Origin of the sequence: Salmonella sp. 2020_1395, from assembly GCF_043848115.1 — a bacterium.
Lineage (GTDB): Bacteria > Pseudomonadota > Gammaproteobacteria > Enterobacterales > Enterobacteriaceae > Salmonella > Salmonella enterica.
Map to the genome: position 1 here is coordinate 239776 of NZ_JBCMFH010000006.1, position 22354 is coordinate 262129.

The following is a 22354-nucleotide window of genomic DNA, read 5'->3' on the forward strand; positions in this document are numbered from 1 at the left end:
GTTTTATTGATTTTCTAGCATCTAATAAGCCCTTTCGCAATCATTGCTCGCGTGACGAATACGTCTGATCGCGTTGTGCGGCGGATTTATCGCCTTCTGGCCAGGCTTTTTAGCGCCAAAAAGCCGATAAACGGGACGAGAGCGGTAAAACACGCTGATAGCCGCGGGTGTAGTGGGAGAGAGAAATGCATGTACATACACGGTATTGTCATTGACCCATCGTCGCGGTTTTCAGGCGGATTGGCTATTTTTTAACAAAATGTGCTACTTTATTTTTTGTAACACATCAGGCGAAAAGCAGATATTTCCTTTGTGACGCGCCAGGCGTACTCTTCATTAAATTAATATTCAAATTAGCCTTGGCTGTTCGCGCTAATAAGATATTCCTTACTTTAAAAGGCTAATTTTAGCGAATTCTGTAATCCCGATGTTGAAGCTGTAAATATTCATAACCTTTCCCTTCCTCAACCAATGACTATCGGTAAAATGGCCTATACCAAATGGCGACTTCTTATTTTACCCTACGGGTAATACCCTTCCTCATCTTGAGACTATTATCTTACCCAGGTGGAGAAAAGTAATGCAGGTAATCATGTTTGACAGGCAGTCAATATTTATTCATGGAATGAAAATCAGTTTGCAGCAGCACATTCCAGGAATAAGTATCCAGAGTGTCGGTCAGGCAGAAGAACTCTGGCAAAAAATAGAAAGCGCGCCGGATGCGCTGGTCATGCTGGATAGCGGCCTGGATGCTGAATTTTGCCGCGAGGTGCTACAAAGAATCGCGCAGCAATTTCCGGAGGTGAAGATTATTATCACGGCGATGGATGGCAGTCAAAAGTGGCTGCATGAAGTCATGCAATTTAACGTTCAGGCCGTGGTGCCACGCGATTCTGATGCCGAAACCTTTGTCCTTGCGCTCAATGCTGTCGCTCGCGGGATGATGTTTTTACCGGGGGATTGGTTAAATTCAACGGAGCTGGAGTCCCGTGATATAAAAGCGTTAAGCGCCCGCCAGCGGGAAATTTTACAGATGCTTGCCGCAGGAGAATCAAATAAACAAATTGGGCGGGCGTTAAATATTAGTACCGGGACGGTTAAAGCGCATCTGGAGTCGCTTTACCGGCGGCTGGATGTAAAAAATCGTACCCAGGCCGCCATGATGTTAAATGAATCGAATTAGCGACGTTAAATTCGCAGTCCGCTTATTTCTGGCTGTGAAATATCACCCGTATTGATTAATGATAAAAAACGCTGATGTCCGATGCTGAACATCAGCGCAATAAGCGTTTCGCGTTGAAACCGATCGTTAAGTTCCGGCAAACAATTCTGTAGCAGCATATCGCAGCTATTGAGGTCATCCAGCAAGAATGCCTCCGCCTGTTCGGGCGTAATGAACGTCAGCGTCTCATCCGGCGTCAACATATGCCCGTAACCAATCACCCAGTTACCCTGCCGATCGCGATACTTTTCCAGCGACAGACCCTGCCACTGTTTAATAAACGCGATGCAGGCGGAGCTAAAGCGAGATGAAATGTGCGGCATGGCATCTTTCTCATAAAAAGCGCGATTATAAAGTGTGCTGCACGCGTGGCTAGCGGTCAGACGGCCAAACGCAGGCAGGGAAAAGGTCTATGCCGTTCAGCGTCACGCCGCGTTGACAGAATGAAAAACTGATGTTTTTGGTTAGTAACCGATCTTCTTATAAATTTGCAATCATTAAGATTAAGTCACTGAAATGTGGCTAAATCTGTTATATCTATGAAAAAACATAATTAAAAGAAAACGAAGATCTCGTCGCGGGATCGTCTTTTTAGGGAAGATAATGACGAATAGCGCTTCGCAGGCGACACGCGCGCCTTTTGAACATAGCCTGGGGATTATCCGCCAGGCATCAATAGAAATCCTGCTGCTGCTGGGTATTCATACCACAGAGGGAAAAGAGCCCCGGTGGTTCATGGAACAACTTGAGCAGGCGCGTCTTAACCTGGGCGGTTGGGGCGCGGTGGCGAAAAAATTGCGGATAAATGACGCGCAGTTGAGCCAGTTTATGCTGCAACTGCGTCACCTTCAGCAGCATGTTCCCCAGTATGACAGCGGGCAAGAGGTGAGCGAAAATCAACTCCTTGCCGCGTTGCGTTTTGTCACCTCGCTGGAACATCTACGTCAGCAGCAGCCGCTACTGACGTATCAAACTGAGCTGGAAGACCCCGACCAGGAGGCGCATCTTGAGGCGCAGCGTCAGCTTCGGGCGATAGAACTGACGTTAAAAGCGCTTATTGCGCGCGCATGGCCGGATCGGGCGTCGCTGAATCACTACCTCAAGCAACATTTTGGCCCGGACCGTTTGCGCCAGTGGTTAAAACAGGGAGAAGATCAACATGCGCTGGAAGGCATGTTGTTCAGCGAACTGGCGCTTATGGTGGTCGATAAAAAATTGTTTGCCCGTCATTACGTCAGAATTTTTAATGACGCCTCAGCGTTAACGCTGTTCGCCGAGTCGCGCACTACCCTGCGTATGTTTCTGGATGATTGCCGCCTCGCGCGAAACGAGGTTATCGCCAGGCAGCCGCTCACCTCAGCGCAGCTTATGCTGCTAAACGTTCAGTATCAGCAAATCGTTCGGCCCATCCAGCGCGCCTATGCCGAAAAACGTACTCGCGTGAATCCCGCTTCGTTTCTGCTGGCGGATGAACGTGAATTGCGCCAGTTCTGGGAAACCGCGCGGCTTAAAGATCGGCAGGCCGGGGGAGATAAGCATGAGATTAGCGAGAGCATAGAACCACCGCGTAAGCGGCCTCCGCGTACGCCTGAAGAGCGTGAGCAACTTATTTCCGGCACTTTGTGGGCCGGGGTTGGCGTCATGACGCTGGCGATACTGGCGGGCGCGTTCTGGCTATTTAGTTCGTCGTCGCCAGGCTCCGATAACGGGCAAGCGCCCGCAATGGCGCAGGATGAACCGCCGCGCGAGGCGCCTTCCGCGCGGGAAACGCTCAATCATATGGGGATTACCTGGGATGCGTTTACCATGCGGGCGGCGATAGAGCGCAATGATACGCGGGTGACGGCGCTGTTCCTCCAGGGCGGAATGAACTGGCAGCTCGCGTGGACGGAGCAGGCGTTTGCGGCAGGACATACCGAGGTGCTGCAACTGTTGTTGCGTTATCCCGCGCTGATGGATGAGGTCAAACCCTGCCGACGATTTATCACAACGTTAAGTCATGACATGTCGAGCGGCGCGCCGCTGACCGCGATGCATAAAACCTATTTGCAAACGTTTTGCACCGTTCCGGCTGTTGTGACGCGCCAGCAGCACGATACGGAGCAGGCCCGATTGCGCGCTGAGGCCCGGCCCAGCGCAGACAATAAAAAATGGCTGAAAATTCAGTCAGCCATTTATGATGCGATTCACTGAGGTCGGAGCAGGTTAAGGCTCTCCGTAAAGGCCAATCAGGCGGCGCACCACGCCATTGGTCCAGCCGAACCCATCCTGTAGCGGATACTCGCCCCCGCCGCCTTCGCGGGGCGTACCGCCGGAAATATGGTATTTCTCGATCAGTTTATGGTGCTCCTGATAAAAATGGTTCACTGTTTTTAACCAGTTATGGGCGATTTCATCGCCCAGCATATCGTCGCCATACAGTTTGAAGCCCTGAATCGCCATCCATTGCAGCGGTGCCCAGCCGTTCGGTTTATCCCACTGTTCGCCGGTTTCGTATTCGGTCGCCATAATCCCGCCGGGCGTTAACAGACGGCTGCGTACCACGTTTGCCAGACGGTCGGCCTGCTCGTGGTTCGCCATACCGACATACAGCGGCACGATACTGGCGGCGGAAAAGAGCGCCATTTCTTCGCGTCGCCAGTCATAGTCCCGATAACAGCCGTTTTCATCATCCCACAGATAATGGTTTACGGCGGCGCGTCGGTCGCTGGCTTTCTGGCGAAATAGCGCCTCGGTGTCACGTTCGCCTTTCAGTGCTGAAATATTGGCGATAGCGCTCTCCAGTTTATACAGAAAAGCGTTCAAATCGATAGGGATAAACTGGGTAGTGCGTATGCTGGCAAGCCGGCCCGCATCGCGTAGCCAGCGTGAAGAATAGTCCCAACCGGACGCCGCCCCGGCGCGCAAATCCCGGTAGACTTCATTGGGCGGACGACCGGAGTGTTTTGCGGTTTCGACATCTTCCAGCCAGGACTCGTCGCGCGGCGTGTCGCGATCGTCCCAGTAGCGGTTCAGCAGGGAACCGTCCGGCATCCGCACAACGTGGCGATAAGCCTGGTTGAGCGCCAGCGATTCGGCGCCGTCCATCCAGAAGGCGTATTCCATTTTGAGATGGTCGAGATAACGCCGCGCGCCGCGTACGCCATCTTCTTCGAATAGTTCAACCATCAGGGCGAAAACCGGCGGCTGCGAGCGGCTCAGATAATAGGTCCGGTTGCCGTTGGGAATATGGCCATAGTTTTCAATCATCCAGGCGAAATTATCCGCCATACATTTAAGTAAGTCTTCGCGCCCGCTTTCCGCCAGACCCAGCATGGTAAAATAAGAGTCCCAATAATAGGTTTCGCTAAAACGGCCTCCCGGCACGATATAGGATTGCGGCAGCGCCAGCAGCGAAGACCACGGAATATGATCCTGCGGTTCGCGCGTCAGTATCGGCCAAAGCTGGTCAATATGTTCTTTGAGCGAGTTTTCGGGGTTAGAGACATACTCGCTGGATAAGGTTTCCGGTAGCCAGAAATGGTTCTCGACGAAGCGGCGTAAGTCAAAATCACGGTGGCGTCTGACCTTACGGTAGCGGATCAGGATATCAAGCGGGTCCATCTTCGGCGCGCAGTCCGGGAACGTTTTACTGTCTGGAAACAGTTTTGTTGACTGTACATGCTCGAACAGTTCGAGATACCGATCGGCAGGGGTCAGGGCGTCAGAGGCGGGAAGCCCCTCGATCATCTCCGGCTCCGGTTCCGCCTCGATCATTTCATCCAGCTTTAACTCGCACGGGTCTGTTTCATAAAGCAGATCGACATCAATAGTCAGATCTTCAGAAGGCGTGGGGTTTAATTTCTGGTTGAGCATAATGACAAGGACCTCCGGCTTGCGTCGTAAAAGATACGGGTGTTGCCCGGCTGTCTATTAAGCGTAGACATTCGCTTCGATACCTGAGTGGCAAAGTGTGCGATAGATCACATTTTGCAATTTGTCTCTCAAGAAAAACACTTCATAACTTACTGAATAGTATTGCGAAAATCCTATTTTCATGACGCCCACCCCAGACCTAAAATCAGAACATTCGTTTCATAGCGGTATCACTACGTCACCGCATGGCGTGGATTCACAAGCAAAGGTAACGTAAATAGTTATAATACAAGCTATGGCACCATGATAATACAAATGGATACAAATGATCGAGCAACCCGACAGTAAAAGCGCCAAACCGCTTTATAAGCAGCTTGAAGCCGCCTTAAAAGAGGCCATTGCGCGTGGAGAGTATAAACCAGGCCAGCAGATCCCGACGGAAAATGAACTGAGCGCGCGCTGGCAGGTGAGCAGGGTCACGGTCCGTAAGGCGTTGGATGCGCTGACGCGTGAAAATTTGCTGACCCGTGTCTCCGGCAAAGGCACCTTTGTCTCTGGTGAGAAATTTCAGCGTAGCATGACCGGCATCATGAGTTTCAGCGAGTTATGCCAGTCCCAGGGACGTCGCCCGGGGTCACGCACTATCAAATCCGTTTTTGAATCGGTAGACGATGAGACAAAAGCGTTACTGAATATGAACGATGGCGAAAAAGCGGTCGTCATTGAACGTATCCGCTATGCCGACGATGTGGCGGTATCGCTGGAAACCGTACATCTTCCCCCACGTTTTGCGTTTTTGCTGGACGAAGATCTTAATAATCACTCTTTGTATGAATGCTTACGCGAGAAACACCACTTATGGTTTACCCACTCCCGTAAGATGATCGAACTGGTTTATGCCAGCTTTGAAGTCGCCCATTATCTTGGCGTCAACGAGGGTTATCCGCTGATCCTGATAAAAAGTGAAATGATTGATAACAAAGGAGAACTCTCCTGCGTTTCGCAACAGTTGATTGTCGGCGATAAAATACGGTTTACCGTATGATGTCAGCATTACGCTAACGAAGAGCAGGCTGAATCGGGATCCAGATCGCGGATCCCGATTTTTTTTGGTTTCCATCTTGATCAAATGTCTTTAAATGTCATATAAAAATAACAATACATTATGAGTCATTTATGGCGAATCCTCGCCTGTATCATTGATGGAACCAGAGGAAAGCATGATGGGTATGAAAGAGACAGTTAGCAATATTGTGACCAGCCAGGCAGAGAAAGGAGGCGTTAAACACGTCTATTATGTGGCGTGCGGCGGTTCTTATGCGGCGTTCTATCCGGCGAAAGCATTTTTAGAAAAAGAAGCGAAAGCGTTGACTGTCGGTCTGTATAACAGCGGAGAATTTATTAACAACCCGCCGGTAGCGCTGGGAGAAAATGCCGTTGTGGTTGTCGCCTCCCACAAAGGTAATACGCCAGAGACAATTAAAGCGGCTGAAATCGCCCGTCAGCACGGCGCGCCGGTCATTGGTTTAACCTGGATAATGGATTCACCGTTGGTGGCGCATTGCGACTATGTGGAAACGTACACGTTTGGCGACGGTAAAGATATTGCCGGAGAGAAAACGATGAAAGGCCTGCTGAGTGCGGTCGAACTGCTCCAGCAGACGGAAGGGTATGCGCACTATGACGATTTTCAGGATGGCGTCAGCAAAATCAACCGTATCGTCTGGCGCGCTTGCGAGCAGGTTGCGGAACGCGCGCAGGCGTTCGCGCAGGAATATAAAGACGATAAAGTCATTTACACCGTCGCCAGCGGCGCGGGCTATGGCGCAGCCTACCTACAGAGCATCTGCATCTTTATGGAAATGCAATGGATACATTCCGCCTGTATTCATAGCGGTGAGTTTTTCCACGGGCCGTTTGAAATTACCGATGCGAATACGCCTTTCTTCTTCCAGTTTTCCGAGGGCAATACGCGGGCGGTGGATGAACGCGCGTTAAACTTCCTGAAAAAATATGGCCGCCGGATTGAAGTTGTCGATGCGAAAGAGCTGGGGCTATCGACCATTAAAACCACGGTTATTGATTACTTTAACCACTCTCTCTTTAATAACGTTTATCCCGTTTACAATCGGGCGTTAGCTGAGGCGCGTCAGCATCCGTTAACGACGCGCCGCTATATGTGGAAAGTGGAATATTAATTACATCAGGATGGATAAAAAAGCAGGGACGCTTTTTATTGTAAAGACAAACAAGGAATAATGATGAGCATCAGCGTATTGGGTATTGGCGACAACGTTGTCGATAAATACCTGCATTCCGGCATCATGTACCCCGGCGGTAATGCATTAAATTTTGCTGTCTATGCGAAATTAGCAGACATCCCCAGCGCGTTTATGGGGGCGTTTGGCAATGACGACGCCGCGCAGCACGTACAGGATGTATTACACCAGCTACAGATAGACATCTCTCACAGCCGCCATTATACCGGCGAAAATGGGTATGCCTGTATCCGTCTCTCGCATGGCGATCGGCAATTTGTCGCCAGCAACAAAAACGGCGTATTGCGGGAACATCCTTTTAGTCTGTCTGACGACGATCTTCGCTATATATCACAATTTACCTTAGTCCATTCCAGTATTAACGGCCACCTGGAATCGGAACTGGAGAAAATTAAACAACAAACTGTCTTACTCTCTTTTGATTTTTCCGGGCGCGGTACAGACGACTATTTTGAAAAGGTATGCCCGTGGGTAGATTATGGATTTGTCTCCTGTAGCGGGTTATCGCCAGATGAAATCAAAATAAAACTCAATAAACTTTATCGTTATGGCTGTCGGCATATTATTGCCACCTGCGGGCATGAAAAAGTTTATTATTTTTCCGGCGCGGATTATCTGGAGTGGCAACCTGCTTATATCGAACCTGTCGATACGCTGGGCGCAGGCGACGCCTTCTTAACCGGTTTTTTGCTTTCCATTTTGCAATCGGGTATGGCGGAACCCGATAAAGAAAGCGTGTTACGCGCCATGCGGCAGGGCGGGAAATCGGCGGCGCAGGTGTTATCTCATTACGGCGCATTTGGTTTTGGTAAACCGTTTGCACAATAGGTTACGTCCCTCAATGTAAAGCGACACTCACTCCAGATAACCCAGGAGGAAGTATGTTTTGGACGGAATTATGTTTTATCCTTGTGGCCCTGATGATAGGCGCCAGGATCGGCGGCGTATTTTTAGGGATGGTCGGCGGGTTAGGCGTCGGCGTGATGGTTTTTATTTTTGGCCTGACGCCTTCTACGCCACCGATTGATGTTATTCTGATTATTCTTTCTGTTGTCCTGGCGGCCGCTTCTTTACAGGCCTCCGGCGGGCTGGATTTACTGGTTAAACTGGCGGAAAAAATTCTGCGTCGCCACCCTCGTTACATTACGCTATTAGCGCCGTTTATCTGTTATATATTCACTTTTATGTCAGGAACGGGGCATGTCGTTTATAGTTTGCTACCGGTTATTTCTGAAGTCGCACGGGATTCAGGTATTCGACCGGAACGTCCTTTATCTATTTCCGTTATTGCATCGCAACAGGCGATCACCGCCAGTCCTATATCTGCCGCCATGGCGGCGATGATTGGTTTAATGGCGCCGTTGGGCGTCTCTATTTCAACCATAATGATGATTTGCGTGCCTGCCACGTTAATCGGCGTAGCGATGGGGGCAATAGCGACCTTTAATAAAGGAAAAGAGTTAAAAGACGATCCGGAATATCAACGTCGGCTTGCTGAAGGGTTAATTAAACCTGCGCAGAAAGAAAGTAAAAATACGGTGGTCACTTCGCGCGCCAAATTGTCGGTGGCGTTATTTCTGACCAGCGCGATCGTTATCGTTCTGTTAGGACTGATTCCGGCGCTGCGGCCCATGGTGGAAACAGCGAAAGGGCTACAACCGCTTTCGATGTCCGCCGCTATCCAGATTACGATGCTCTCTTTTGCCTGCCTGATTGTGTTGTTATGTCGGCCGCAGGTCGATCAGATTATCAGCGGTACGGTATTTCGGGCGGGCGCGCTGGCGATTGTCTGCGCCTTCGGCCTGGCCTGGATGAGTGAGACGTTCGTGAATGGTCATATCGCGTTGATTAAGGCAGAAGTGCAAACTCTATTGCAACAGCATACCTGGCTTATCGCCATTATGATGTTTTTCGTGTCCGCTATGGTCAGCAGCCAGGCGGCAACGACGTTAATTCTGTTGCCGCTGGGACTGGCGTTAGGGTTGCCTGCTTATGCATTAATTGGCTCCTGGCCTGCCGTTAACGGCTATTTCTTTATTCCGGTGGCGGGGCAGTGTCTGGCGGCGCTGGCGTTTGACGATACCGGTACGACGCGTATCGGCAAATATGTGCTTAACCATAGTTTTATGCGTCCGGGATTAGTTAACGTGATTGTCTCGGTCATTGTCGGGCTGTTAATAGGAAAAATGGTTCTGGCCTGATTGTTATTAAATTTTTTATAGCACACGTCACTTATTATTTTTAATTCAGAGGAAGAAAATGAAAATCAGAATTTTCATGGCCACCGTGTTGCTGCTCATCAGCCACTGTGTATTTAGCACAACGTCACTACCGCATATTGTTATTCTCGCGACAGGCGGTACTATCGCCGGGACGGCAGCCAATAATACGCAAACCGCCGGATATAAATCCGGTGAACTTGGCGTGCAAACATTAATAAATGCCGTGCCGGAAATGAATAATATCGCTCGCGTTGACGGCGAGCAGGTGGCGAATATTGGTAGCGAAAATATGACCAGCGATATTATCCTGAAACTTTCACAGAAGGTGAATGCGTTATTGGCGCGGGATGATGTTGACGGTGTGGTCATTACTCATGGCACTGACACGCTCGATGAAACCGCCTACTTTCTTAATTTGACCGTGAAAAGCGACAAACCGGTGGTGTTTACCGCTGCAATGCGGCCCGCGTCGGCAATCAGCGCCGATGGCGCAATGAACCTGCTGGAAGCGGTCACGGTGGCTGCTGACCCGAATGCGAAGGGACGCGGTGTAATGGTTGTTTTAAACGATCGTATTGGTTCGGCGCGCTTTGTAACGAAAACCAATGCCACGACTCTGGATACCTTTAAAGCGCCGGAAGAGGGCTATCTGGGGGTCATCGTTAATGGTCAGCCACAGTTCGAAACGCGGGTGGAAAAAATTCATACCCTGCGATCTGTTTTTGACGTACGTAATATCAAGAAATTACCCAATGTGGTGATTATTTACGGCTATCAGGACGACCCGGAATATATGTATGATGCGGCGATCGCCCATCACGCGGACGGTATTATTTATGCCGGAACCGGCGCAGGTTCGGTCTCGGTACGCAGCGACGCGGGGATTAAAAAAGCGGAGAAAGCCGGGATTATCGTGGTGCGCGCTTCCCGCACCGGAAACGGCGTAGTACCGTTGGATAAAGGGCAGCCAGGGCTGGTGTCTGACTCGCTCAACCCGGCGAAGGCGCGAGTGTTGCTGATGACGGCATTAACTCAGACGCGTAATCCGGAACTGATCCAGAGTTATTTCAGTACGTATTAATCATGCAGGCTTGTGCGCCCACCCTCGAAGATGGGCGCACAAGATCTTAACGCATGGTCACAAACTCTTCCGATGCGGTCGGGTGGATGGCGACGGTATTATCGAAGTCTTTCTTGGTAGCGCCCATCTTCAGCGCTACCGCGAAGCCCTGCAACATTTCATCCATGCCGAAGCCGATACCGTGGATACCCACAATTTTTTCTTCCGGCCCGACGCAGACCAGCTTCATACGGCACGGCTGGCGGTGTGTCGTTACCGCGGTATACATAGCGGTAAACGATGATTTATAGACTTTCACCTGCTCGTCGCCGTACTGCTCGCGCGCCTGCGGCTCGCTTAACCCGACGGTGCCGATAGGCGGATGGCTAAAGACCACGGTCGGGATGTTGCTGTAGTCCAGATGCTCGTCCGGCTTGTTGTTAAACAGGCGCTCGGAGAGACGGCGACCGGCGGCGACGGCGACTGGCGTTAGCTCTACCGCGCCAGTGTTGTCGCCAACGGCGTAAATGCCTTCAATGTTGGTATTCTGGAATTTATCGACAATGATGTAACCTTTTTCATTGGTTTTCACGCCCGCTGCCGCCAGATTAATATTGTCGGTCGACGGTTCGCGACCAATGGCCCAGATCAGGCAATCAACGGTTTCACTGCGGCCATCTTCCAGTTCCAGAGTCAGACTGCCGTCGGCGTTTTTCACCACCGCTTTCGGCACGGCGTGAGTATGCAGTTGCGGGCCTTCGGCGTTCATCACCTCAACCAGCGTTTCGCTAATCATCGGGTCAAAACTGCGCAGCGGCGCATGTTTACGGACAAACAGATGCGTTTTCGCCCCCAGCGCGTTGATAACGCCAGCCAGTTCAACGGCGATATAACCTGCGCCTACCACTGCGACGCGCTCCGGCAAGGCAGACAGCGCAAAGAAACCGTCGGAATCAATGCCGTATTCCACGCCTGGAATGCTCGGATGGCTCGGACGGCCGCCGGTAGCGATCAAAATATGGTCGGCGGTGATGGTTTCGCCGTTCACTTCAATGGTTTTGGCATCGACAAAGCGGGCAAAGCCTTTAATCACATCCACGTTATTTTTGCCCAGCACGTTGTCGTATGAAGTATGGATGCGGTCAATATACGCGGTACGGCTGGCAATCAGCTTGCTCCAGTCGAACTGATTAATCGTGGTGTCAAAACCGTAGTCCGGGCCATACAGATGAATCGCTTCACGAATCTGCGCGGCATGCCACATCACTTTCTTAGGCACGCAGCCCACGTTAACACAGGTGCCGCCCAGCTCTTTGGCTTCGATGAGCGCGCATTTCTGGCCGTACATAGCGGCGCGGTTAATCGAGGCGATACCGCCGCTGCCGCCGCCGATAGCGATGTAATCATAGTGTTTGGTCATGACCGCTCCTTTATGTTCGTTGTCGGACGGATAGATTCTGCGCTACCCGCCAAAATATTCGCGATTGTATACCTGAAGGTGAAAGGTTCCACCGATGGCTGTGATTACTCCGGCACGATCCAGCTTACCGAAGTGTGTCCGTGACCGTTTGGCGCCAACCTGCTGTGCAGCCACGGTAGCACGTTGTTCATCTGCTGCTCCAGTTTCCACGGCGGGTTAACCACGATCATACCGGAGGCCGTCATCCCGCGCTGATCGCTGTCCGGGCGGATCGCCAGCTCAATTTGCAGGATTTTACGGATGCCGGTGGCCTCCAGATCATGAATCATGCGCTTAATTTGCTGGCGGAGCACCACCGGATACCATAGCGCGTATGTCCCGGTGGCGAAACGTTTATAACCCTCGCTGATGCCGCTGACTACCGCCTGGTAGTCGGTTTTCATTTCATAAGGCGGGTCAATGAGGATCAGACCGCGGCGGGAAACCGGCGGCAATTTGGCTTTCAGTTGCTGATAGCCGTCAGCGCGTTCCACGCGGGCGCGGTTGTCTTTTTGAAACTCCGCGCGCAACAGTGGGAAGTCGCTGGGATGCAATTCCGTGAGTTGCAGACTGTCCTGCTCACGCAGCAACTGGCGGGCGATTAACGGGGAGCCCGGATAGTAGCGTAACTGCCCGCTGCGGTTGAAATGTTTTACGACGCTAATATACGGTTCCAGTTCGGCGGGCAGGTCGTCCTGCTGCCAGATACGGGCGATGCCTTCCAGATACTCTCCGGTACGTTCAGCATGTTCGCTGCCCAACTGATAACGCCCCGCGCCCGCGTGCGTGTCCAGATAGAGAAACGGTTTTTCTTTCTCTTTTAGCGACTCGATGATCAGGCTCTGAACGGTATGTTTAAGGACGTCGGCGTGGTTGCCAGCGTGAAAGCTGTGACGATAACTGAGCATGGATGCAGATATTCCGGGAAGTAAACAAGTTAGCCGATAGTTTACCGCAGATCCGTAGAGATTACCGCTCTTGCGCTTTTATCGCCGTTGGCCAGGAGGAAAAACAAGTAGGCTGTGGCGTCAGAGCGTAAATAACGTCAACGAAGTGATGCAGGCGTCTGGATTGGCCTGTTTTACGGTCTTAAGGAAGGTGGCAAAATTTCGATTGAATAGGGTGTAGTTATGAAGGAAGCGCGTCTGTTTTCTTTGCCCTTCCGCTGTTATCCAGTCGACTGACCAGACTGAACGACCACTGACTCTCGTTGTTCCCGGTTTCGCCTCAATGATGCTGATGAGTGGTATCGCGGTGGTGATACCGTCCGCGACTTCATAGAGGTACTGCATGTCAAAGTAGTAATCCGCGTTATAGCCGCGAGAACTGCCAAATTTTCGCAGCATCAGCGAAGAAGATGAAATTAATTTACGGCCATCTTGCAGATGCTTACTCCGACGGAAAATTTTTCGCCCAGGGAAAATAAAGAAAACAATAAATATCAGTACAATAACCTGTAATAACGTGGTCATATACAATCCTTGTATTCCAGAAACGAAAAAGTTGAGAATATTATACATGGGCAGTTTGCGCAAAAATGACAGCGATTGATGCCACGGCCCTGTTTTCAGAAAAACGCCCATGAAAAACCTATCTGAATTTAACGCTAATCATGCCGCGACGCGTCCACCGACTTACCCCTGTCGGGTCTTATTCTGAAATCGTTTTTATTATGATGATAGTGCTGGTTTTACCTTGTTTATTTGATTAAAACGATAGCGCTAATAATAGAAAAGAAAGGATTCATTGATGTTCCATTATGGAAAATGTGTCGTTCGCACGCTGTTTTTATTACTGGTTTGCTGTTCGCTGTCGGGCTGTCTTTCATTTGGGCTGATACTTGCCACCGATAAAGAGGGCAATCGTCATCAGTCTACCTGGAAATCGGATACCGTTACCGCGCTTTCCTTAGGTAAAGATAGCAACGGGAAAACGGGCTGGGTGTTTGTTGGCGAACATTTTGACTACCTGTTGACCCAGGGCGGCGATAATGTGGTGGCGCTGTTAAAAGATGCGACTATTCGCCGGGATAAAATGCGAGTAAAGGATGGTGTTAAATTCCTGATTGATACAGATAAGAAGGAGTTTACGGGTGAAGTCAATGTGACTTATGCCTGGGTGGACGAGAAAGATAAACTGGCAGCGGTAGGCTATGGGTTTATTTGTGCAGACGGCGCGGTAAATTGCACGCTATCCGTCATGGACCTGAAGGGGACTATCCATCAGAAAAATAAAGATCAGAGCGTTACTCAGCAGCTAGCGTTTTATCATCCTTTCACCGTTGAGTTCTATCAGTATCAGCGCAGTATGTCCGGGGCAAAATTTGGCAGAGTGTTGCTGCCGGTAACTTTGGCGCTGGATATTGTCACTATGCCGCTACAGCTACTGATCTTCAGTCGTTAAAATTGGATTCAGCAGCAATGCCTACGTTCGGATGCTGGCGTTGCTGCACGGGTGAAATGAGCGCCCACCATCATTGAAATTCCCCCAACTATCCCCCATTCTAGATCCATAGCGAAAGCGCGATAGAGCGCTTCATTTCTTTTTTAGACCAGGACTGCGCATATGACCAATCCATTACTAACGTCTTTTTCACTGCCGCCTTTTTCTGCAATTAAACCGGAGCATGTGGTGCCTGCGGTCACCAAAGCGTTGGCCGATTGCCGGGCAGCGGTAGAAGGCGTTGTGGCGCATGGCGCGCCGTATAGCTGGGAAAACCTCTGCCAGCCGTTGGCGGAAGCCGACGATGTTCTGGGGCGTATTTTCTCGCCAATTAGCCACTTAAACTCGGTGAAAAATAGTCCGGAGCTGCGTGAAGCCTACGAACAGACGCTGCCGCTGCTGTCTGAATACAGCACCTGGGTTGGGCAACATGAAGGACTGTACAACGCGTACCGCGACCTGCGCGACGGCGATCATTACGCCACTCTGAATACCGCGCAGAAGAAAGCGGTTGATAACGCGCTGCGTGATTTTGAACTGTCCGGCATCGGTCTGCCGAAAGAGAAACAGCAGCGTTACGGCGAAATCGCCACTCGCCTGTCTGAGCTGGGCAACCAGTACAGCAATAACGTGCTCGATGCCACCATGGGCTGGACGAAGCTCATCACCAACGAAGCCGAGCTGGCGGGAATGCCGGAAAGCGCGCTCGCCGCCGCTAAAGCCCAGGCGGAAGCCAAAGAGCAGGAAGGTTACCTGCTGACTCTGGATATCCCGAGCTATCTGCCGGTCATGACCTACTGCGACAACCAGGCGTTGCGCGAAGAGATGTATCGCGCCTATTCCACTCGCGCCTCCGACCAGGGGCCGAACGCCGGTAAGTGGGATAACAGCCCGGTGATGGAAGAAATTCTTGCGCTGCGCCATGAACTGGCGCAACTGCTGGGCTTCGAAAATTATGCCCATGAATCGCTGGCCACCAAAATGGCGGAAAATCCGCAGCAGGTGCTCGACTTCCTGACCGATCTGGCGAAACGCGCCCGTCCGCAGGGGGAAAAAGAGCTGGCCCAGCTGCGCGCCTTCGCCAAAGCCGAATTTGGCGTTGAGGAGCTGCAACCGTGGGATATCGCGTACTACAGTGAAAAGCAAAAACAGCACCTGTACAGCATCAGCGATGAGCAGCTACGCCCGTACTTCCCGGAAGACAAAGCCGTGAATGGCCTGTTTGAAGTGGTGAAACGTATTTACGGCATCACCGCCAAAGAGCGTACTGACGTTGATGTCTGGCACCCGGAAGTGCGTTTCTTTGAACTGTATGACGAAAATAACGAGCTGCGCGGCAGCTTCTACCTTGACCTGTACGCGCGCGAACACAAACGCGGCGGGGCGTGGATGGACGACTGTGTCGGCCAGATGCGTAAGGCGGACGGCACATTGCAAAAGCCGGTCGCTTATCTGACCTGTAATTTCAACCGTCCGGTGAACGGTAAACCCGCTCTGTTTACCCATGACGAAGTGATCACCCTGTTCCACGAGTTTGGTCATGGCCTGCATCATATGCTGACCCGCATTGAGACCGCCGGGGTCTCCGGTATCAGCGGCGTGCCGTGGGACGCGGTCGAACTGCCAAGCCAGTTTATGGAAAACTGGTGCTGGGAGCCGGAAGCGCTGGCGTTTATCTCCGGCCACTATGAGACCGGCGAACCGCTGCCGAAGGAACTGCTGGATAAAATGCTGGCGGCGAAAAACTATCAGGCGGCGCTGTTTATTCTGCGTCAGCTGGAGTTCGGTCTGTTTGATTTCCGTCTGCATGCGGAATTTAATCCGCAGCAAGGAGCGAAAATTCTTGAGACGCTCTTTGAAATCAAAAAACAGGTCGCCGTGGTGCCGTCACCGACATGGGGCCGTTTCCCACATGCGTTCAGCCATATCTTTGCTGGCGGCTATGCGGCAGGCTACTACAGCTATCTGTGGGCCGACGTACTGGCGGCGGACGCTTATTCCCGCTTTGAGGAGGAAGGCATTTTCAACCGTGAGACCGGTCAGTCGTTCCTTGATAACATCCTGACTCGCGGTGGTTCTGAAGAGCCGATGGAACTCTTTAAACGCTTCCGTGGCCGTGAACCACAGCTGGACGCGATGCTGGAGCATTACGGGATTAAAGGCTGATTTTACGTGCAAATCTGCTTAATGGATGAAACGGGCGCCACAGACGGCGCCTTATCTGTTCTGGCTGCCCGCTGGGGACTGGAGCATGACGAAGACAACCCGATGGCGCTGGTATTGACGCCGCAACATCTGGAGCTGCGCAAGCGCGACGAACCGAAGCTCGGCGGCATTTTCGTCGATTTTGTCGGCGGCGCGATGGCCCATCGACGTAAGTTCGGCGGCGGGCGCGGCGAAGCGGTGGCGAAAGCCGTTGGTATCAAAGGCGATTATCTGCCGGATGTGGTTGATGCCACGGCCGGACTGGGGCGCGATGCGTTTGTGCTGGCGTCCGTCGGTTGCCGCGTGCGGATGCTGGAGCGTAATCCGGTGGTCGCCGCGTTGCTCGACGACGGCCTGACGCGCGGCTACGCCGATGCGGATATTGGCGGCTGGCTTCAGGAGCGTTTGCAGTTGATTCATGCTTCCAGCCTGACGGCGTTGACCGATATCACGCCGCGCCCGCAGGTGGTCTACCTCGATCCGATGTTTCCTCACCGGCAGAAAAGCGCGCTGGTGAAGAAAGAGATGCGGGTGTTTCAGTCGCTGGTGGGGCCGGATCTCGACGCCGACGGACTGCTGGAACCGGCGCGTCAGTTGGCGACCAAACGCGTGGTGGTTAAACGTCCCGATTATGCGCCGCCGCTGGCGGATGTCGCGACGCCCAACGCCATCGTCACCAAAGGGCATCGGTTTGATATTTATGCCGGAACCCCTCTGACGGAGTAACGGATTGCCCGATGGCGCTACGCTTATCGGGCCTACGATTCTCAATTATTTGTAGGCCGGATAAGGCGTAAGCCGCATCCGGCACTGAGTATTACTGTTCGGTGCCTGGCGTATTAATCATTCGGTTTAACCACGGCACCATAATGGCCATCACCACGGTGACCGCCAGCGTTACCAGACCAATTTTGCTAAAGACGCCGGTATAAATGGGCAGCGTCTGTAACGGATCGGTGATGTTTTCCGGTACGGCAGTGAAGGTCGCCACATAACCGCCGAGCAGGAAGGCGGCGGCCTGGGTCAGGAACCACATTCCCAGAATAAAGCCCATCAGATGCTGCGGCACCAGAGCGGCGACCATCGCCAGCCCCAGCGCGCTAATCAGCAGCTCGCCCAGACTCTGGAACAGATACACCAGCACGATAAACCACGGCGACGTCAATCCTTGCGCATCGGCAAACCACATCCCGGCGGCGGCGGCGGTCAGAAAACCCAGCGCGCAGAGGAACATGCCGAGTGTAAACTTCATTGGCATAGTCAGATCTTTGCCTTTGCTACCCAGTCGGGTGTAAATCGCTGCCAGTACCGGACTGGCCACGACCACCCAGAATGGGTTCAGCGCCTGAAAACTCACCGGGTTAATGGCGAATCCAAGAATTTCATGATGCACGTTATTAATCGCAAAGAAGTTCAGCGAGGTAGGCATCTGCGCATACAGAATGTAAAACAGCACGGCTTCAATCATCAGAATAAACGCCACGAACATTTTATTGCGGCCGGTTTTATCCAGACGAAACGCTTCGCGAAAGAAGAAGATAGTGACGACGATAGAAAGGACGATGAGCACCAGATTGGCAATCTTAACGTTGTGCATCAGCCAGGCGCAGAGGAAAATCATGACGACGGTGCCGAGTAGTACCAGCAGCAAATTGCGAAAACGTAGCGGTTTATGATCCGGTTCAGAACCGATATTTTTCACCATGCCACGGCAGGCGAAGTACACCAGAAGCGCAACAATTAAACCAGCGCCGCACAGATTATAGGTCACCGCATAGCCAAATTTATCGGCAATCACCGGCGCCAGCGATAGCGATAACAAAGAACCGATGTTAATCGACATATAAAACAGGGTGAAAGCGCCATCCAGCCGGGGATCTTTAGGCTGATAGCATTTAGAGAGCAGGCTGGCGGGATTGGCTTTAAATAACCCGTTGCCCACGGCAATCGTACCCAGTGCGATAAAAATTAGATCGGGATTTAATAGCGACATGCCGGTCATAAAATAGCCAATCGCCAGCACAATCGCGCCCAGGACTAGGGTGCGTTTAGTCCCTAACAGATGGTCGCCAACATAGCCGCCGATGGAGATCAGGCCATAAACCAGCGCCGCAAAAGCGCCAAAGGTAATAAAGGCCTGTTCCTGAGAAAAACCCAATTGTTTAACGAAAAAGACCGCCAGGATGCCCTGGACGCCGTAATAGCCAAATCGTTCCCATAATTCTACAAAAAAGATCATGAAGAATGGACGAGGTTGCTGCAGCAAGCCCGTAGGTGCAGTTGTATTCATATTCCTTCGCCTTTTAATGCCATCCCGAAACGTATGAGCGCGTATATCAAAACGCGCCGAAAAGACTTACCCTGATATAGACTGCGGTTATTAGCCTGATCAATAGGTTATTATACAAATGATACGCAAACTAATTAGTGGATCACACTAATTATGTTTGGTGTGATGGAATGATGTACTGAGTACTGCGAAGAAGGGGGGATAAACAAAACGCCCACATAAGCGGGCGTTGTTGTTGATAGCCGGAATTTGCCTGATGGTTCAGGCCAACCTGATTGACTATAGACCAGATGTGGTCTTAGCCGCCAGCCGGTACGGCAAGTATTACTCTTCTTCGTCGCGCAGCGGCACAATCAGCATGTCAACGTGAACGGTGTTGATCAGCTGGCGCGCAGAAGACATCAGTTTGCTCCAGAAGTCCTGGTGATGACCGCAAACGACCAGATCCATATCGTATTTCTTGATGGCGTCAACCAGCACCTGGCCCAAATCGCCGCTACCGCTCAGGGTTTCAGTGATAGGGTAGCCAGCGTTGGTAGACAGCTCGGTCAGCGCGTGGTGGGTTTCTTCGGAGATACGTTTCTGCATATCGCCCAGATTGACGTCAATCAGACCGGTGTACAGGTCAGAATAGTTCACATCAACGTGGATGAGGGAGATTTTCGCGTTGTAGGGGCGCGCCATAGAGACCGCTTTTTCAACCAGAACTTTACTTTCCGGGGAGAGATCAACTGCGATAAGAATGTGTTTATAAGCCATAGTGTTACTCCTTCCATAAGTTGTCGATGACCATTGAGCTACTGGCGTTTCTTATGCCGCCGCGTCACCCGCGTCCTGCGAACTCTATGCGCGGGGCTAGCTCAGCCGTTTACCATAACTATCCTTACATTATAGCGACCAGGATAATCCGTCAATCTGCCTTGCTTGCCAGTTAGTTAAACAAAATTTTCAGGGAATTGCATTGATAGTGATTAACCTTCTGGTAAAAAAATTAACTGATCTCCTACAATGTGTATAAGAGCCGTTCGAATGCGGAGCGCTAATATGGACGGCTTTCGTAGTACTCTTTCACTGATTGTCTGGCAGGGTATCGGGGAGCGGTAGTCCCGGAGAGGAACTCCGTGGGCGGGTCGCCGGGGAGGAGATATGATAAGCACCGTCTCACTATTCTGGGCTTTATGTGTCGTTTGCATTGTTAATATGGCGCGCTATTTCTCATCGCTACGCGCACTGTTAGTGGTACTTCGTGGTTGCGATCCTTTGCTCTATCAATATGTCGATGGCGGCGGCTTCTTTACCACGCATGGTCAGCCCAACAAACAGGTGCGCCTGGTATGGTATATCTACGCTCAGCGCTATCGCGATCATCATGATGAAGAATTTATTCGCCGTTGTGAACGCGTGCGCCGCCAGTTTCTGCTGACCAGCGCGTTATGCGGTTTGGTGGTGGTGAGCTTGATTGCGCTCATGATTTGGCACTGAATAAAAAAAGCGGGCCAGTTTCCTGACCCGCTCGTATTAGATAAGCCTCCGGATGACGCCGCTTGTAGCGGCCTATCAGGCCTGTGTCGTTTCATCCTGACAGGCCGGATTAGCGACAGCGCTATCCGGCCCATTTGGCTTAAATAATCTTCAGGGAAAGCCAGTACAGCACGCCGGAAAGAATAATCGCCGCCGGTAACGTAAATACCCAGGCCATCAGAATGCTGGTCACGGTTTTACGCTGCAACCCGCCGCCATCAACGACCATGGTTCCCGCCACTGAAGAGGAGAGTACGTGAGTGGTAGAAACTGGCATACCGGTGTAGCTGGCAAGACCGATAGAGACTGCCGCCGTCATCTGCGCCGACATTCCCTGCGCATACGTCATGCCTTTTTTACCAATTTTCTCGCCGATAGTGGTCGCCACGCGACGCCAGCCGATCATCGTACCAATACCCAGCGCCAACGCCACTGCCATAATGATCCACACCGGCGCATACTCAATGGTGCTTAACATATCGGTCTTCAGCTTTTTCAACAGGCGCTGGTCATCGCTGCTTACGCCAGGCAATTTCACGACTTTATCGGTCGTGTCGGAAATGCACAGCATAATGCGACGCAACTGACTACGCTGTTCAACGCTTAACTTGTCGTAGCTTTCCACGTTTGCCAGCATCCCTTTCGCACGGTTAAGCGCGTTAATGGTGTTAGCCGGATGGCAGTGGAATTCAGTCGGTTCAGTCGCGCCCGGTTCCGGAGAGGGAATCAGTTGGTCAACGCCGGTGACGGCTTTCAGCAGGTCAGGACGCTGCTCAAAGTACGTTTCGACATTGTTGATAGCATCGCGCGTACGGGTGATTTCGTAGCTGGAGGCATTCATATTGACCACGAAACCCGCAGGCGCGACGCCAATCAGCACCAGCATGACCAGGCCAATGCCTTTCTGACCATCGTTCGCGCCATGCGAAAACGCCACGCCGATAGCTGAGAGGATTAGCGCGATACGCGTCCAGAACGGCGGCTTTTTCTTGCCGTCTTTCTTTTCACGTTCGGCTGGCGTCAGGTGGATACGGGCGCGTTTCTTAGTACCGCTCCAGTAGCGGCGCAGCAAGAAAATCAGACCGCCGGCGAATACCAGACCGACAATAGGGGAGATAATGAGTGAACCGAAAATATTGATAACTTTCGGGATGTTAAGCGCATCCACCACTGACGTGCCGGTCATCATCGCATTGGTTAAACCGATGCCGATAATGGCGCCAATCAGCGTGTGGGAACTGGACGCCGGCAACCCGAAATACCAGGTACCGAGGTTCCAGATAATCGCCGCCAGCAACATGGAAAAGACCATAGCGAGGCCGTGCGCGGAACCCATGTTGAGCAGGAGATCCGTCGGTAGCATATGCACAATGGCATACGCCACGCTGAGACCCCCCAGCAAAACGCCAAAAAAGTTAAACACCGCCGCCATGACAACCGCCAGCTGCGAACGCATCGCACGGGTGTAAATCACGGTTGCGACTGCATTGGCTGTGTCATGGAAGCCGTTAATCGCTTCGTAGAACAGCACAAAAGCCAGAGCAAGCAATAATAAAAGCCCGGTATGTAAATCCAGGCCAGCAAACAAATGTAGCATAGGACGTTACGCCATTTTGAGGACATGAACGCGGCGCATTATCAGTGACTTTGGCGGCGCGGGCAAAGTGAAATATAGACTTTTTTTGATGTACTTCGTGCTTTGTTTGATATCACTAAAGAATTATCTTATATATTTCAGATAAATACCATTTTCAGGCGCTTTTCGCGCTGGTGCGACCACTGAGGAAACTTTACAATTC

General features: G+C 51.7%; 19 protein-coding genes. 11 read left to right on the forward strand and 8 right to left on the reverse strand.

What is annotated here, in order from left to right; all coding sequences use genetic code 11:
- Nucleotides 1–580: 580 nt before the first annotated feature.
- Complete coding sequence (locus ACH0WD_RS12145) at nucleotides 581–1183, forward strand: response regulator transcription factor (RefSeq protein ID WP_001196081.1); 603 nt, start codon at nucleotides 581–583, stop codon at nucleotides 1181–1183.
- Between the two features lie 5 nt (nucleotides 1184–1188).
- Here the strand turns inward: ACH0WD_RS12145 and ACH0WD_RS12150 are convergent, their stop codons facing one another.
- Nucleotides 1189–1545: a glycoside hydrolase family protein gene (locus ACH0WD_RS12150; RefSeq protein ID WP_001120252.1), complete on the reverse strand. Its 357-nt coding sequence runs from the start codon at nucleotides 1543–1545 to the stop codon at nucleotides 1189–1191.
- Between the two features lie 280 nt (nucleotides 1546–1825).
- Here ACH0WD_RS12150 and ACH0WD_RS12155 point away from each other — a divergent pair, with 280 nt between their 5' ends.
- Entirely contained in the window at nucleotides 1826–3415 is a 1590-nt protein-coding gene (locus ACH0WD_RS12155; RefSeq protein ID WP_000185009.1) for an STY4199 family HEPN domain-containing protein, read from the forward strand.
- A gap of 12 nt (nucleotides 3416–3427) precedes the next feature.
- Here ACH0WD_RS12155 and ACH0WD_RS12160 read toward each other — a convergent pair whose 3' ends face one another.
- Nucleotides 3428–5077 carry an alpha,alpha-trehalase gene (locus ACH0WD_RS12160; protein ID WP_000934254.1) on the reverse strand — a complete coding sequence of 550 codons (1650 nt, stop codon included), beginning with the start codon at nucleotides 5075–5077 and terminating at the stop codon, nucleotides 3428–3430.
- 325 nt (nucleotides 5078–5402) lie between these two features.
- Here ACH0WD_RS12160 and ACH0WD_RS12165 point away from each other — a divergent pair, with 325 nt between their 5' ends.
- From ACH0WD_RS12165 to fraE, 5 genes are all read left to right on the forward strand, one after another.
- The gene (locus ACH0WD_RS12165; RefSeq protein WP_000572565.1) at nucleotides 5403–6122 is read left to right on the forward strand and encodes a GntR family transcriptional regulator; all 720 of its coding nucleotides are present in this window, start codon (nucleotides 5403–5405) and stop codon (nucleotides 6120–6122) included.
- A gap of 175 nt (nucleotides 6123–6297) precedes the next feature.
- A complete protein-coding gene (gene fraB / locus ACH0WD_RS12170) occupies nucleotides 6298–7275 on the forward strand; it encodes a 6-phosphofructose-aspartate deglycase (RefSeq protein WP_010989080.1) in 978 nt (325 codons plus the stop codon).
- Between the two features lie 63 nt (nucleotides 7276–7338).
- A complete protein-coding gene (gene fraD / locus ACH0WD_RS12175) occupies nucleotides 7339–8184 on the forward strand; it encodes a fructose-aspartate kinase (RefSeq protein WP_000028430.1) in 846 nt (281 codons plus the stop codon).
- A 53-nt stretch (nucleotides 8185–8237) separates the two neighbouring features.
- Complete coding sequence (locus tag ACH0WD_RS12180) at nucleotides 8238–9557, forward strand: anaerobic C4-dicarboxylate transporter family protein (RefSeq protein WP_000498935.1); 1320 nt, start codon at nucleotides 8238–8240, stop codon at nucleotides 9555–9557.
- 58 nt (nucleotides 9558–9615) lie between these two features.
- Nucleotides 9616–10659 (forward strand): fructose-asparagine asparaginase, encoded by a 1044-nt coding sequence (fraE, locus tag ACH0WD_RS12185; RefSeq protein WP_000702187.1) that lies wholly within the window; start codon nucleotides 9616–9618, stop codon nucleotides 10657–10659.
- A gap of 46 nt (nucleotides 10660–10705) precedes the next feature.
- Here the strand turns inward: fraE and gorA are convergent, their stop codons facing one another.
- The 3 genes from gorA to ACH0WD_RS12200 all read right to left on the reverse strand — a co-directional run bounded on the left by gorA (nucleotide 10706) and on the right by ACH0WD_RS12200 (nucleotide 13569).
- Nucleotides 10706–12058: a glutathione-disulfide reductase gene (gorA, locus tag ACH0WD_RS12190; RefSeq protein WP_000160777.1), complete on the reverse strand. Its 1353-nt coding sequence runs from the start codon at nucleotides 12056–12058 to the stop codon at nucleotides 10706–10708.
- Between the two features lie 104 nt (nucleotides 12059–12162).
- Nucleotides 12163–13005: a 23S rRNA (adenine(2030)-N(6))-methyltransferase RlmJ gene (locus ACH0WD_RS12195; protein WP_000954233.1), complete on the reverse strand. Its 843-nt coding sequence runs from the start codon at nucleotides 13003–13005 to the stop codon at nucleotides 12163–12165.
- A gap of 120 nt (nucleotides 13006–13125) precedes the next feature.
- Nucleotides 13126–13569, reverse strand: coding sequence for a hypothetical protein (locus tag ACH0WD_RS12200; protein ID WP_023168021.1), 444 nt, complete (start codon nucleotides 13567–13569; stop codon nucleotides 13126–13128).
- 277 nt (nucleotides 13570–13846) lie between these two features.
- Between ACH0WD_RS12200 and ACH0WD_RS12205 the strand changes: the two genes are divergently transcribed.
- From ACH0WD_RS12205 to rsmJ, 3 genes are all read left to right on the forward strand, one after another.
- Nucleotides 13847–14500, forward strand: a complete 654-nt coding sequence (locus ACH0WD_RS12205) for a hypothetical protein (protein WP_000469195.1) — start codon at nucleotides 13847–13849, stop codon at nucleotides 14498–14500.
- A gap of 162 nt (nucleotides 14501–14662) precedes the next feature.
- Nucleotides 14663–16705 carry an oligopeptidase A gene (prlC, locus tag ACH0WD_RS12210; protein ID WP_000184184.1) on the forward strand — a complete coding sequence of 681 codons (2043 nt, stop codon included), beginning with the start codon at nucleotides 14663–14665 and terminating at the stop codon, nucleotides 16703–16705.
- Nucleotides 16706–16711: 6 nt separating this feature from the next.
- Nucleotides 16712–17470, forward strand: a complete 759-nt coding sequence (gene rsmJ, locus ACH0WD_RS12215; protein ID WP_001165127.1) for a 16S rRNA (guanine(1516)-N(2))-methyltransferase RsmJ — start codon at nucleotides 16712–16714, stop codon at nucleotides 17468–17470.
- 91 nt (nucleotides 17471–17561) lie between these two features.
- Here rsmJ and dtpB read toward each other — a convergent pair whose 3' ends face one another.
- Nucleotides 17562–19034, reverse strand: a complete 1473-nt coding sequence (dtpB, locus tag ACH0WD_RS12220) for a dipeptide/tripeptide permease DtpB (protein WP_001098275.1) — start codon at nucleotides 19032–19034, stop codon at nucleotides 17562–17564.
- Between the two features lie 324 nt (nucleotides 19035–19358).
- A complete protein-coding gene (gene uspA / locus ACH0WD_RS12225) occupies nucleotides 19359–19793 on the reverse strand; it encodes a universal stress protein UspA (protein WP_000323565.1) in 435 nt (144 codons plus the stop codon).
- 387 nt (nucleotides 19794–20180) lie between these two features.
- On the opposite strand from uspA, the gene uspB reads away from it, so the two are divergent.
- The gene (uspB, locus tag ACH0WD_RS12230; RefSeq protein WP_000626193.1) at nucleotides 20181–20516 is read left to right on the forward strand and encodes a universal stress protein UspB; all 336 of its coding nucleotides are present in this window, start codon (nucleotides 20181–20183) and stop codon (nucleotides 20514–20516) included.
- Between the two features lie 139 nt (nucleotides 20517–20655).
- On the opposite strand, the gene pitA is transcribed toward uspB, so the two are convergent.
- On the reverse strand, nucleotides 20656–22152 hold the full coding sequence (gene pitA / locus ACH0WD_RS12235; RefSeq protein ID WP_000902764.1) for an inorganic phosphate transporter PitA: 1497 nt from the start codon (nucleotides 22150–22152) through the stop codon (nucleotides 20656–20658).
- Nucleotides 22153–22354: the final 202 nt, after the last annotated feature.